The following is a 13313-nucleotide window of genomic DNA, read 5'->3' on the forward strand; positions in this document are numbered from 1 at the left end:
GGTGCCCAGAGACGGAATCGAACCGCCGACACGGGGATTTTCAATCCCCTGCTCTACCGACTGAGCTATCTGGGCAAATGGTGCCGGCTACCGGAATCGAACTGGTGACCTACTGATTACAAGTCAGTTGCTCTACCTACTGAGCTAAGCCGGCACACTTTAAACCATTGTGCATGAACAAATTTTTTATTTCATGGCACCAAAATTGGTGCCCAGAGACGGAATCGAACCGCCGACACGGGGATTTTCAATCCCCTGCTCTACCGACTGAGCTATCTGGGCGTGGGCGCTATTAAACGGATTTTAAGGCGGATGGTCAACGGGAAATTTCACTTTTTGTCTCGTTCGTCTCTTTTTTGCGCAACATCGTCCATTTCTGCCACTTCTTCGGCACAGGCCGCGCCTTTTCGCCCCCAGACTCTGGGTTCCTCCCCCTTGAGCAGGCGGGAGATATTTTCGTGATGGCGGATCAGGATGAGGCAGGAGAGCAGCGAGACAGGGAGGGTATATTCGGGTTTGAGCAGGTAGGTAAAGAGCGGTGTCAGCAGCACGGTAATGATGGAGGCCAGCGAGGAGTAGCCGCTCACCAGCAGCACCAGCAGCCAGGTGCCAATCACGGCGCCCCCCATGGTAAAGCCGATGGGCATCATGGTCCCCAGCGCCGTCGCCACCCCTTTGCCACCACGAAAATGAAAGAAGATGGGGTACATATGGCCGAGGCAGGCAGCGACCCCGATAAAGCCGAGGTAGACGGGTTTGATCTGCAGATACCAGGCGAGATAGACGGGCACAGTGCCCTTGAGCACATCGAGCAACAGCACCACCAGCGCCGCCATCCGGCCACCGAGGCGCAGCACATTGGTTGCCCCCGGATTGTGGGAGCCATGATCCCGCGGGTCGGGCAGACCTGTGCAGCGGGAGACCAGCACAGCACTGGATAGTGAACCACCCAGGTAGGCCAGAATAATCATCAAAATCGTCAGGGCCGTCATCTTGGTCGTTTTTACCACGATATGAATGGGGTATGATGCGGGCCACATACGCTGGCATGGGCCCATGCCCACCCAGAGCGCCTCGGCAAGCCTGTTGCCCGGCCAGCATCCCTGCGCTGTCATCACAGCCCATCAAGAGTAAAGAAGAAGTACAGTCATGGACAAGGTGTTTATTCGCGGACTCGAAGTTTTGACCACCATCGGTGTATATGAGTGGGAGAAGGGCATTCGCCAAAAGCTCCGTTTTGACCTCGAGATGGGGTTCGACAACCGCCCCGCGGCAGCAACCGACGACATCAATCTGGCACTGGATTATGCCGACCTCTCCAACAAGATTTGCGAGCATGTCACCGGCAAAGTCGTCGAACTGGTCGAGACCATGGCCGAGCAGGTTGCCATGCTGGTGCTCGCCGACGAGCGGGTGCAGTGGGTCAAGGTGACCCTCACCAAGCCAGGCGCCGTGCCCAATGCCGCCGGGGTCGGCGTCGAGATCCTGCGCCATCGCACCCCGGCCGCGAGCAGCAACTGATGACCACCATCTATATCAGCTTGGGCTCCAACATCGAGCGGGATCGCCATATCCGTGCCGGGCTCGATGCCCTGCACGCCGAATTTGGCGAGCTGCGGGTCTCCCGGGTATTCGAGAGCGAAGCGGTCGGCTTCAACGGCCGCCCCTTCTACAATTTGGTGGCGGCTGCCGAGACCGATCTGCCGCTGGCCACCGTCTGCCAGCGACTGCGGGCCATGGAGTTCGCCCACGGCCGCGAGCCGGATGCCAAGAAGTTCGCCCCGCGCACCCTGGATCTCGACCTGCTGCTCTATGGCGATCTGGTCTGCAACACCCCGCTGGTGCTGCCGCGCGGTGAAGTGCTCACCAACGCCTTCGTGCTCTGGCCGCTGGCCGAGCTGGCCCCCAAACTGCGCCACCCCGTCGATGGCCGCACCATGGGCGAGCTGTGGCAAGCCTATGACAAGGCCTCCCAGCAGTTGTGCCCCATTCCCTTTCACTGGGAAGCGTGCGAATTGCAGCATCACTGATCCGCAAGGGCGCCTCACGGCGCCCTTGTTGTTTCCACGGACAGGGTTGCTTATCACGGATAAGAAAGTGTCATTGGGCCTGACCCTGCGAGGCTGGCAGGATAGCGCCCACTACAGGAGAACCCCATGCCACTCGATACCATTCACCATTTCAACTGCCAACTGCTGGCAGAACTGCCCCACCAGCGCTATGAGCACGAGCCCATCCTCGACTACGCCACCGATGAAAAGGTCAAGGCCCGCCTCGGCTGGCAGGCTGAGTTCAGCAAGACCCTGTTTCTCAAGTTCAAGGATGGCCGCTTCGCCCTGCTGCTGACCCACAGGGACGGACGGCTCGACAACAAGGCGGTCAAGGCCGCACTCGGTGCCAAGCCCTCCATCTGCACCGCCGAAGAGATGCAGGCGGAGATTGGCTGCCTGCCGGGAGCGGTCTGCCCCTTCCTGCCCCGTGCCGATATTCCACTACTGGTGGACCCGCAACTGCTCCACCACACCGCCTTCACCTGGACCCCGGGCCACCCGGAGCAGACCTTTCTGCTGGCGACCGAGCATCTGGCCGAAGTGCTGGCGCAGCTCCCCTGCGAGGTCAGCTATCTGCCCTCGCCGACGGCGTAGCCCCATCGCGCGCCAGCTGGGCGAAGATCAGCGCCGCCAGCATGGAGAGCAGCCCGACACAGAGGTAGGTAAGGTGGAACCCGGCCAGCCACTGACCCTCGGCCACTAAGGTGCCCGCTGAGGTACCCGCCGAGAAGAGCCCGAGCAGGCTGGCGGCAATCGCCACCCCCAAACTCATGGAGAGTTGCATCACTACCGAAAGCAGACCGTTGCCACTGCTGGCCAGGGTCGGGCTGAGATCTTGCAGCGTGAGAGTGTTCATGGCGGAGAACTGCAGCGAGTTGATGGCGCCGAAGATCGCCAGCCAGCCCAGCAAGACCCCGTAGGGGAGCTGGTTGTCGATAAAGTAGAAGCTGGCGATCATCGCCCCCAGTAGCAGGGTGTTGCCGATCAGGATGCGGCGATAGCCCACCTTCGGAATAAGCTTGTTCACCAGCGTCTTGGTCAGCATGGCGCCAATCACGGTGGGGATCATGGTCATCCCCGCCTTGCTCGGGGAGAAACCGAGCCCCAGCTGCAAAAACAGCGGGGTGAGGAAAGGCATGGCGCCGCTGCCGAGGCGGGCAAACAGGTTGCCCCAGATGCCGATGGCAAAGGTGGCGGTCTTGAACAGGTTCAGGCTAAAGAGCGGCTGCTGTGCATTGGCGGCATAGAGCCAGTAGCTCGCCATCGCCGCCAAGCCGAAGATCAGTGCAAACAGCGCCCAACCGGTGGAGATGCTGTGCTCCCCCAGCCCCTGCAAGCCGACCGACACCAGCACCATGCCGACGCTGAACATCACGAATCCCTGCCAGTCGAACCGAGCGGTCTGCTGCCGCAGCTCCGGCATAAAGTGCCAGCTGGCGATAAAGCCGAGCAGCCCCACCGGCAGGTTGATGAGAAATACCCAGTGCCAGCTCGCCACTTCCACCAGCCAGCCACCGAGTGCCGGCCCCATCAACGGGCCGAGCAGTCCAGGGATGGTGACAAACGACATCACCCGCAGCAGCTCATGCTTGTCATAGACCCGCAGCACCGCCAACCGTCCCACCGGCATCAGCAGCGCACCGCCAATCCCCTGAAGCACCCGGGCGGCCACCAGCATGGAGAGGGAATTGGAGGCGGCGCAGGCGAGCGAGCCGAGGGTAAAGAGCGAGATGGCAGCCAGATAGATGCGGCGGGTGCCGAATCTGTCAGCCAGCCAGCCGGAAGCCGGGATCAGCAACGCCACCGTCAACATGTAGGCAATGATCACCGACTGCATCTGCAGCGGGCTCTCTCCCAAAGTCTCGGCCATGCTGGGCAGGGCGGTGTTGAGAATGGTGCCATCCAGCGCCTGCATAAAGAAACCGACCGCCGCCAGCAGGGGCAGCCACTTGCGCTGGGCATCTGTCACTGTGTGGCTCATAGCCACCTCCATTATTTTTGCGGGGGAGCGGCGGCGGTCAGGAAGAGATCGACACAACTCAGGGTCCAGGCATCCTGCTCGGCAGCGCTCTGGGTCAACGGCAGACCCAGCTCACGGAGCATGCGCTCCTTGCCCTGCCACATCAGCAACAGCTGCAAGGCGGCCTGTTCGCTGTCTTGATGGCACAGCAGGCCTTGCTGCTTCTGCTGCTCCAGCCAGTTGGACAGCATCTTGGTCACATAGAGCGGGCCCGCCTCGAAAAAAAGGGTGGCCAGCTGGGCATCGTTGCAGCTGATGCAGGTGCGAAAGATATTGATGGCATCATCGCTCAGGATCAACTTGCGAAAGCTGCGACCAAAGGCAATCAGGCTCTCCCGTACGTTGTTGCCACGCAGCAACACCTCCGGCATCAGCTCACTGCTGACACACTTGCTGCCCACCGCTTCGGCAAACAGCGACTCCTTGTTGGCAAAATGGCTGTAGACCGTCTGCTTGGAGACGCCCGCTTCACTGGCCACCATGTCCATGCTGACCAGATGCAGACCGTGCTGACAGAAGAGCCGCCCGGCAGCATCAAGGATCGCAGCCCGCTTCTGCTGACTACGGGGTGAAATGTTCATTTTTCCTCCACAATCAAACTGGACAGTCTAGTTTCGAAAAACTAGACTCACCGGTGTGATTTGATGTTATGTCAACCAGAGGATGATGTCATGACACTTTGCTTAATCCTGCTGGCGCTGTTACTGAGTGGCTGCAGCCCGGTCACAGAGTCAGAAGAAACACCCGCCCTGACCCGGGTGATCGCCCAGCCGCTGCAAGCCAGCGATCACTACCCGGTGCTGCACCGCTTCAATGGCCGGGTGATCGCCCCCGAGCACAGCCAGATAGGCTTCGAGCTGGCAGGGCGGATCGCCACCCTGCACAAGGGACGCGGAGAGCCGGTCGCGGCTGGCGAACTGCTGGCCACACTGGACACCCGGCTGCTGACAGTGGAAGCCAAAGAGCTGGCTGCCCGAGCCGCCCAGAACGAGGCCGAGCTGACCCTTGCCCGGCAGACGCTCGACCGACTCACCGCCCTGCGCCAGCAGCAGTTCAGCTCCCGTCAGGCACTGGATGAACAGCAAAGCAAAGTCCGCATGCTGGAGGCAAGCGCCAACCAGCTGGCCGCCGCCCTCGAAGCCAACCGGGTCAAACAGGAGAAATCACAGCTGCGCGCCCCCTTCAACGGGATTGTGGTCAGCCGCGAGCAGGCATTGGGGGCCGTGGTGGCCGCAGGCCAGCCTCTCTTCTCCCTGACCCGCAGCGGCCAGTGGGAGGCCGATATCGGCGTGCCGGTGAAACAGGCCGAGACCCTGATCGTCGGCCAACACTACCCCCTGCAAAGCGGTGCGCAATCACTGGAGGGGCGCCTGCTTAATCTGGGGGTACAAGTGGACGGGCAGACCCACACCCGCACCGCCCGCTTCCAGCTGACCCGGGGCGGCGAACAACTGGCAGAGGGGCAACTGATCACCCTGTTGCATCAGACCCGCGAGCCCACCCGCGCTTACGAGGTGCCGCTCACCGCACTGACCCAGGGATTGCGCGGCAGCTGGACCCTCTATCTGCTCAATGACGAAACGCCACCCCGGGTGGTCAGTCGGGACGTCACCCTGCTGCAGCAAGATGGCGAGCGGGCCTGGATCAGTGGTGCCCTGAACGGACAGGAACAGCTGGTGACCGATGGCCTGCATAAACTGGTGCCGGGCCAGCAGGTCATCCTGACAACCAGCGTGGATCATCAGGCGGCGCATCCGGAGCCACAGTCATGATCCGCCCGTTTATCGAGAATGGCCGCCTGCTGCTGTTGACGGTCGCGCTGCTGCTGACGGCCGCCCTTGCGGCATTGCAGACTCTGCCCAGAACCGAAGATCCCCAGCTCACCAGCCGTTTTGCCAGCGTGGTTACCCACTTCCCCGGGGCCAGCGCCGAGCGGGTGGAGGCGCTGGTGAGCGAGCCCATCGAGAACCGGCTGCGGGCCCAGAGCGAGATCAAGCTGATCGAGTCGAGCTCTCGCCCCGGTCTCTCCATCATCAATCTGGAGCTCAAGGATGAAGTCAGCGATGTCGAGCCCGTCTGGTCCAGAGTCCGTGACCGGCTGGCAGATCTTGCCGCCGGACTGCCAGCCGGCGCCAGTGCCCCCAAGCTGGATGACGAGAAGGGCTACCCCTTCACCCGGCTGGTCAATGTGGTCTGGCGCGGGCCGGGCCAGCCGCAGCTGGATCGCCTCGCCCGTTACAGCGCCGAGCTGGAGCGCCGGGCTCGCCAGCTGCCGGGCACCGAATACGTCGAGCGGGTCGGGGCACCGCAGGAGGAGATCGAGGTACGGTTCGATCCCCTCGCCCTCAGTGCCAGCGGCATGAGTGGCGAACAGCTTGCCCAGGCGCTGAGCGGTGCCGATGCCAAAGTGGCCGCCGGGGAGTTGCAGGGCAGCCACAATCGCTTTCAGGTGGAGATCCGCGGCGCCTTCGATACTCTGGAGCGGATCCGCCAGATCCCGCTGCGTACCGGCGAGCAGGGCCAGACCCTGCGCCTTGGCGATCTGGCCGAGGTAAGACGTACCCTGCACCAGCCGGAGAGCCAGCTGGCCTTTGCCAATGGTGAGCGGGCCGTGGTGGTCGGTCTGCGCATGGCACAGGATCACCGCATCGACCTCTGGTCGGCACGGGTCGACTCCATGCTGACCCAGCTGCAACAGGACTTGCCGGATAATATCGGCCTCGTCACCAGCTTCGATCAGCAGCGTTATACCGATCAGCGGCTCGACACCCTGCTCATCAACATTGTGCAGGGCTTCCTCATCATAGTGGCCGTGCTGCTGGTGACCTTGGGAGTCAAGGCCGCCATTATCGTGGCCCTGTCGCTGCCGCTTACCGTGGCGTTCTCTTTCGCCTGCATGAACCTGATCAATCTGCCCATTCACCAGATGTCGGTCACCGGTCTGGTGGTGGCGCTCGGGATCATGGTGGACAACGCCATCGTCATGGCGGATCGGGTGCAGTATCAGCGTCGTCACGGCATGGCCATGAGTGCCGCCGCACTGGAAGCCATCGGCCACCTCTGGCTGCCACTGCTGGGCTCCACCCTCACCACCATGCTCGCCTTTATGCCGATCATTCTGATGCCGGGCCCGGCGGGCGAGTTTGTCGGCGGCATCGCCTGGGCGGTGATCTGCTCGCTGCTGGGATCCTACCTCATCGCCCACACCCTGGTGGCTGGCCTCGCAGCCCGCTGGATCGGCAGTGACCAGGGGGGGCTCTGGTATCAGGATGGCTTGCACCTGCCCCGGGTGAGCGCCCGTTTCCAGCAGAGCATCGCCATGGCGCTTGTTCACCCCTGGCGGACCCTGCTGTTGGTCAGTCTGCTGCCCCTGCTCGGTTTCTGGGTGGCGGGCCGCCTCACCGAACAGTTCTTTCCCCCTGCCGACCGGGACATGATCCACATCGAGGCCAGCCTCTCCCCACAGGCGAGCCTGGCGCGCACCCGCGAACTGGCACTGGGGATCTCCGCCGAGCTGGCCAGTCTACCCGAACTGGTTCGTCAGGATTGGGTGGTGGGCGACAACGCCCCCAGCTTCTACTACAACCTGGTGCCCAGAAAACAGGGGCGGGCCGATTACGCCCAGGGGATGATCACCCTGCAGGATGCCGATGCCGCCGAGCGGCTCATTCCACAACTGCAGCAGCGGCTCGATGCAAGATTTCCCGAAGCGCAGATCCTGGTGCGCAAGCTGGAACAGGGGCCGCCTTTCAATGCCCCGGTCGAGCTGCGGCTGTTTGGCCCCGACCTTGAACAACTACACCGTCTGGGAGAGGAGCTGCGCAGTCTGCTCGCCAATACCCCGGCCGTGGTGCAGACCCGCGCCACCTTGCAGGCAGGGGCCCCCAAACTCTGGTTGGAGGTCGATGAGGAGGCCGCACGACTGGCAGGCATGAGCCTGACCGATGTTGCCTCCCGGCTGGCGGGCGCACTGGATGGCAGGTTGGGCGGCACTGTGCTGGAAGGCACCGAGTCAATTTCGGTTCGGGTGCGGCTGGCCGAGCCCTTGCGTCAGGATCCGGATGCGCTGCTCAATGTGCCGCTGTCGCTCACCGGCACCGGCCAGCAAGGGGTAGCCAATCTCACCTTGCGGGCACTGGCCACTCCCGAGCTGCTGCCAAGCTGGGGGGAGATCAGCCGTCGGGATGGTGAGCGGGTCAATGTGCTGGAGGCCTATCTGGCGGTCGGCGTACTGCCGCAAACCGTGCTTGAGCAGGTCAAAGAGAGGCTGGCCGCCAAGGCGCTGGCATTGCCGCCGGGCTATCGACTGGAGTTTGGCGGGGAAGCCGCCAAGCGGGATGAATCGGTGGGCAATCTGATGGCCCATGTCAGCCTGGTCGCCGTGCTGCTGGTGGCCGTGCTGGTGCTCAGCTTCAACTCGTTCCGGCTGGCAGGCATCGTCACCCTGGTGGCGATCCAGTCGGCGGGGCTCGGGCTGCTGTGGGTCTGGCTGCTGGGGTACCCCTTCGGGTTTACGGTGATCATCGCCCTGCTGGGACTGATGGGGCTGGCCATCAACGCCGCCATCGTCATTCTGGCCGAGCTGAAGGCAGACCCGCTGGCACAACAGGGCAATCTGCCGCAGATCCGCGATCTGGTGGCCGGTTGCAGCCGCCACATCGTCTCGACCACCATCACCACTGTGGGCGGCTTCATCCCGCTATTGCTGGGGGGCGGCGGCTTCTGGCCCCCCTTTGCCATCGCCATCGCCGGTGGCACAGCGCTGGCGACCCTGCTCTCGTTCTACTTTGTGCCGGTGGCGTTCGTGTTGTTCAACCGCCGCCGTCCTGACCCGGTACAGGAGAGCTGCAACGCGCCAAATCAGTTGTCGGGCTGACCCAGCATGGCTTTGAGCCGCTCTTCGAGAGTGGGCTCGGGGGCCTTGAGGGTCGCCATAAAGAGCTGCTCGATACCGGCCTTGTCCTGACTTTTCACGATAAACACCAGTCGGGACTGGGCCTTGCCCTCCGGCCAGTCGCCCAGCGCCTGCAGCGGATAGAGCTGGCCGTGGACGCCGTGGATCACCACCGGCTGGCTCTCCCCTTCCAGCTGCAAGATCCCCTTGAGGCGCAGCAGGGCATCGCCATACTGCGCCTGCACCGCATCGATGGCGGCCAGCAGACGAGAGGGCTTGAGCGGCTCGCCGATACGCAGGGAGAAACTCTCGATGTTGCCGTGCTCGAAGTGGGTGGGCGCAGCTGTGCCCACCTTGGCGGCGAACGGTTGCATCTTCGGCTGCATCGGTGACGCCAGCCCCTGCTTGGGGGATTCGGTGCGCAGCCAGGCCAGCAGCTGGCGCACATCGCGCCCCGCCGCTTCGTTGTAGGCGCCGAGCTTCTCCAGCACTGCTGGCGACAGTTCGCCATTGGTCACCCGCTGGATGGGGGCCGCCGGATTGAGTGCCGCCAGCTGGGCTTCGACCCGCGCCAGCTGTTCGCCGTCCACCAGATCCCCCTTGCTCACCACCAGCAGATCCGCCAGCGCTACCTGTTTCACCGCTTCATACTGGACCGCCAACTGCTGCTCGATATGGCCGGCATCTACCACGGTGACGGTGCCATCGAAGCGGTAGCGCTGGGCGATAAAGCCCTCTTCGCGCAGGGTAAAGAGCACGGGTGCCGGATCAGCCAGACCGGTGGTCTCGATAATCAGCCGCTTGAACGGTTTGATCTTGCGCTGGATGGCCTTCATAAAGAGCCCCTGCAGCGCCTCCACCAGAGAGCCCTGCACCGAGCAGCAGATGCAGCCGGAGTCGAGCAGCATCACCTGCTCATCCACCTGTTGCACCAGATGGTGATCCAGCCCCACCGAGCCGAACTCGTTGATCAGCACGGCGCACTCGCCAAGCTCCGGCTGCTTGACCCAGTGGTTGAGCAGCGTTGTCTTGCCGCTACCGAGAAAGCCGGTCAGCAGGGTCACTGGGATACGGGTATCTTGCATATCGGTCATGTCAGATCCTTACCGGTTGGCAAACAGGTCGCTGAGCCAGCGGTTTTCAAAGCGGCCGTGGGGGTCGAGCTCGGCTTTCAACGCCACGAAGTCGTTCCAGCGCGGCAGCAGGGCCGGGAAGTCATAGAGATCCATCGCCAGATGCTTGCCGAAGTGGGGAATGCCGCCAAGGGGCGCCAGCAGTTGTTGCAGCTCGCGCATCTGCTCCATGGAGCCGTTGACGAAGGTGCCGTCCGCCGCCAGATAGACCAGAAACCCGATCCAGCAGACCGACTGGCCATAAGCGGCACTTAGCCAGGCCTCGGAAGGGCCGGTACAGCGCAGGATAAAGGGGTAGTGCAGCACGCCAGGGTTGGCCTGCTGCCAGTCCTGCAGGGTCTCCAGCGCCTCGTTCATCCGATGAAGCGGCACCGCCACCTCACAGTTGATCTGAGGTGCCGGGATCCCCTTGCAGAGAATTTGGTAGACGTTGCCCACCAGATCGGAGGCATCCTTGAAGCGGCGTACCGTCTCGAAGTGCTCACCAGCCAACGCCTCATCCTTGGTGTCTTTGGCCATCTTCTGCAAAGTGGCATCAATGGTGGCATTCATGCGGGCGTCGATATCGCCATCCAGCAGCAGCGGCTCGCTGCCACCGGCACGATAGCGGGCCACCTCCTCATCAGAGGCGGGATCCACCAGCCAGATGTGGCTCTCACCGGTCCAGGCAAACCACCAGCTCTTCACGAAGCCGTGCTCGCGGTTGAGCCGCTCGTTGTGCTCCAAGAGGAAGGGGTAATCGGTGGTGAACTTGGTGCAGCGCATAATGCGGTTGGGCACGGTGCGCAGGGTGACGTCGAGCAGGATGCCGAGCATCCCCATCCCCATCACGAAGGCGCCGAAGCGCGGATCGGTGCGATCCACCCGGATGATGTCGCCACTGGCCAGCATCACCGTCATCGCCTCCACCGCATCGCAGAGGGCAGACTGGTGCAGCCCCTGACCGTGGGTGCCGGTGCTGAGGGCTCCGCCCAGAGTCTGGATGCCGATGACACCGGGGGATGCGGGAAGCATCCGCTCCATGGCGATGAGATCGGCGTAGACGGTATCGAGCGGCGTCCCCGCCTGATAGGTCACGGTATCGGCCGTTTTCGCCAACTGGCCGCGCAGGTGGTGCAAGTCCACCAGCAGCGCCTGGCTACCCTCGGCATAGACGCTGTGGATGGGTTCGAAGGAGAGGCCGGAGCCGATAAGGCGCAGCTTGCGCTCGGGGTGTTCCCGCAGCAGCGCTTGCAGCTCGTCGCGGCTTTTCGGGCGCCACACCTGATCCAGCGCACCGAGGGGATTGGTTCTCGACCAGTTGAACAGCACCTCCCGATTACCTATCGCCTTGATGCTGTGAAATGCCTGGAACTGAACCGTCATACCGCGCCTCATCTTTTACTGACGTCAAAATGAGCGCTGATTCTACCGAAAAGCGAGCCGCAAGGCATGAAAAACAAGCCCCTGCACTCGAGGGGGGATAGGGAGAGAGCACTCCCCTACCCTGCCAGACGGGAGCTTGTCCGCCCGTCTGTCACCGATAAATCAGGTCGCATTCGGGATGCCTCGCACCCCATCTGGCTGGCGGGTTTGTGCCTCTTCCGGCAGCAGCTCCTCGCAGAACTGGCGCAGCGGCATGGGGCGGGCAAACAGGTACCCCTGCAGATAATCGACCCCTTTGGCCCTGAGGTAGTCAGCCTGACGCTCACTCTCCACCCCTTCCGCCACCAGCGCCAGACCGAGCCGGGTCGCCAGATCGATCACGTTATCCACGATATGCTCCGAGAGCGACTCGGTACCGATGCGGGCAATAAAGGATTTGTCGATCTTGAGGTAATCCACATGAAACTGCTGCAGGTAAGCCAGGCTGGAGTGGCCGGTGCCAAAGTCGTCGATGGCGAGTTTGACCCCCATCTCGTCCAGCTGGCGGAACAGGGAGAGGGTCTGGGGATCTGACATCAGCAGCTCCCGCTCGGTCAGTTCCAGCACCAGTACCACCTTGCCGGGAACAAAGTGACCGAGGAAGGCGCGACACTCGGCCAGCAGGGCAAAATCGTGGCAATGGGCGGCGCTGATGTTGAAGCTGATATGAAACCCATCGGGCAACTGCTCCTGAGAGCGGTTCAACCGTGTCGCCACCTGCTTCATGATATGGGTGGTCATGGGGACGATCAGTCCCGACTCCTCCGCTTGCGGAATAAAGAGATCGGGCCGGATCACCCCTTCATTGACATGCTCCCAGCGCATCAGCACCTCGGCGCCCATCATCTTGCCGTCGTGGCTGGCAATCAGCGGCTGCAGATAGGGAACAAACTCCCTGGCCCGCAGGGCTCGTCGCAACTCATCTGTTGGCGAGCCGGGCCGCCCCAGCACCCACCACACCAGCCAGGCTAGCAAAAGCGAGGAAACCGCCAGCCACGACAGCGCCACATGCCGCGCGGCCCACAGCGACTTCCAGTAGACCGGCATGGCATAACCGGCATGGATGGTGAAAGGATAATGGGATGAGGTAAGGGCCTGGCTGATCCCGCGATGGAGGGTGGGCGCCTCGCTTAGATAGCGGCCAGACTCATTGAGCCAGGCCGACCCCACCTGAAGATAGAGCGCACTGGATTTTCCGCTCATGGAGAGCATGAAGCTGAGCTGGGTACTGTCGATGGCACTCAAGGCGGCATCCTTGCCCTGCTCGGTGCGCACCACCAGCAGCGGGTGATTTTGCCGCACCCGGTTGCCACTCATCAGCAGCAGCTTGCGGCCGGTGTAGATGGAGCCGTCATCGGCATCATTGGCCTCACCAAACAGCGAGGTGCAATTGATGATGCCGTTTCGTACCAGATTGACCGAACGCAGGAAAGGCTCGATGGCGACCTTCTTGCGCAGCACCAGCAGGTTGTCGCGACAGGGAGCATTCACCAGAGGCAGCACAGAGCGATTGGCCTGCTCCGCATGATCCAGCATCGACTCCATCAGGGTTCTGGCCTTGTGGGCCGAGGCGCTGGATTCCGCTTTCAGCTCCTGCACATAATTGCTGTGGATGAGCCAAGCTCCCACCAGCAGCGGCAGGGTAAAGACCAGCAAGGCACCGCCGAAGCGTAACCCGGTTCGGGAAAGATCGATCCTGAACAGAAACATAAAGAACCACGCCGCAATTCGTCAGGCCTGCCAACGCAAGCGCCCAGTGAACAGATATCCACTTTCCCTCGATAACGATGCCTCATCATTACCGCACATAA

The 13313-nt window shown here is 62.5% G+C and carries 11 protein-coding genes and 3 tRNA genes; 5 read left to right on the forward strand and 9 right to left on the reverse strand.

Going from position 1 to position 13313, the window contains the following annotated elements:
- Positions 1 to 2 precede the first annotated feature (2 nt).
- The 4 genes from NOM06_RS06415 to plsY all read right to left on the reverse strand — a co-directional run bounded on the left by NOM06_RS06415 (position 3) and on the right by plsY (position 992).
- A tRNA-Phe gene (locus tag NOM06_RS06415) sits at positions 3 to 75 on the reverse strand.
- A gap of 3 nt (positions 76 to 78) precedes the next feature.
- A tRNA-Thr gene (locus tag NOM06_RS06420) sits at positions 79 to 154 on the reverse strand.
- Between the two features lie 52 nt (positions 155 to 206).
- Positions 207 to 282, reverse strand: a tRNA-Phe gene (locus tag NOM06_RS06425).
- Between the two features lie 47 nt (positions 283 to 329).
- Entirely contained in the window at positions 330 to 992 is a 663-nt protein-coding gene (plsY, locus tag NOM06_RS06430) for a glycerol-3-phosphate 1-O-acyltransferase PlsY (RefSeq protein ID WP_042053596.1), read from the reverse strand.
- A 157-nt stretch (positions 993 to 1149) separates the two neighbouring features.
- Between plsY and folB the strand changes: the two genes are divergently transcribed.
- The 3 genes from folB (at position 1150) to NOM06_RS06445 (ending at position 2645) form a co-directional block, all read left to right on the forward strand.
- Positions 1150 to 1521, forward strand: coding sequence for a dihydroneopterin aldolase (folB, locus tag NOM06_RS06435; protein ID WP_005356584.1), 372 nt, complete (start codon positions 1150 to 1152; stop codon positions 1519 to 1521).
- A complete protein-coding gene (gene folK / locus NOM06_RS06440; RefSeq protein ID WP_139463600.1) occupies positions 1521 to 2030 on the forward strand; it encodes a 2-amino-4-hydroxy-6-hydroxymethyldihydropteridine diphosphokinase in 510 nt (169 codons plus the stop codon). Before folB ends, folK begins: the two co-directional genes overlap by 1 nt.
- A gap of 126 nt (positions 2031 to 2156) precedes the next feature.
- The gene (locus NOM06_RS06445; RefSeq protein ID WP_255910544.1) at positions 2157 to 2645 is read left to right on the forward strand and encodes a YbaK/EbsC family protein; all 489 of its coding nucleotides are present in this window, start codon (positions 2157 to 2159) and stop codon (positions 2643 to 2645) included.
- On the opposite strand, the gene mdtD is transcribed toward NOM06_RS06445, so the two are convergent.
- Together mdtD and NOM06_RS06455 are read right to left on the reverse strand one after the other, a co-directional pair.
- On the reverse strand, positions 2617 to 4032 hold the full coding sequence (gene mdtD, locus NOM06_RS06450) for a multidrug transporter subunit MdtD (RefSeq protein WP_255910545.1): 1416 nt from the start codon (positions 4030 to 4032) through the stop codon (positions 2617 to 2619). The genes NOM06_RS06445 and mdtD overlap by 29 nt on opposite strands.
- An 11-nt stretch (positions 4033 to 4043) precedes the next feature.
- On the reverse strand, positions 4044 to 4652 hold the full coding sequence (locus NOM06_RS06455; protein WP_005336110.1) for a TetR/AcrR family transcriptional regulator: 609 nt from the start codon (positions 4650 to 4652) through the stop codon (positions 4044 to 4046).
- 90 nt (positions 4653 to 4742) lie between these two features.
- On the opposite strand from NOM06_RS06455, the gene NOM06_RS06460 reads away from it, so the two are divergent.
- Both NOM06_RS06460 and NOM06_RS06465 read left to right on the forward strand, forming a co-directional pair.
- Entirely contained in the window at positions 4743 to 5843 is a 1101-nt protein-coding gene (locus NOM06_RS06460; protein ID WP_255910546.1) for an efflux RND transporter periplasmic adaptor subunit, read from the forward strand.
- Positions 5840 to 8947, forward strand: a complete 3108-nt coding sequence (locus tag NOM06_RS06465; RefSeq protein ID WP_255910547.1) for an efflux RND transporter permease subunit — start codon at positions 5840 to 5842, stop codon at positions 8945 to 8947. The genes NOM06_RS06460 and NOM06_RS06465 overlap by 4 nt, the downstream gene beginning before the upstream one ends.
- Here the strand turns inward: NOM06_RS06465 and NOM06_RS06470 are convergent.
- The 3 genes from NOM06_RS06470 to NOM06_RS06480 all read right to left on the reverse strand — a co-directional run bounded on the left by NOM06_RS06470 (position 8932) and on the right by NOM06_RS06480 (position 13212).
- Positions 8932 to 10059 carry a GTP-binding protein gene (locus NOM06_RS06470; protein WP_255910550.1) on the reverse strand — a complete coding sequence of 376 codons (1128 nt, stop codon included), beginning with the start codon at positions 10057 to 10059 and terminating at the stop codon, positions 8932 to 8934. The two genes, NOM06_RS06465 and NOM06_RS06470, sit on opposite strands and share 16 nt — an antisense overlap.
- A 9-nt stretch (positions 10060 to 10068) precedes the next feature.
- On the reverse strand, positions 10069 to 11463 hold the full coding sequence (locus NOM06_RS06475) for a D-arabinono-1,4-lactone oxidase (RefSeq protein ID WP_255910553.1): 1395 nt from the start codon (positions 11461 to 11463) through the stop codon (positions 10069 to 10071).
- 162 nt (positions 11464 to 11625) lie between these two features.
- Positions 11626 to 13212, reverse strand: coding sequence for an EAL domain-containing protein (locus NOM06_RS06480; protein WP_088868335.1), 1587 nt, complete (start codon positions 13210 to 13212; stop codon positions 11626 to 11628).
- Positions 13213 to 13313: the final 101 nt, after the last annotated feature.

This window comes from Aeromonas sp. JL9 (assembly GCF_024436075.1).
GTDB lineage: Bacteria > Pseudomonadota > Gammaproteobacteria > Enterobacterales > Aeromonadaceae > Aeromonas > Aeromonas veronii.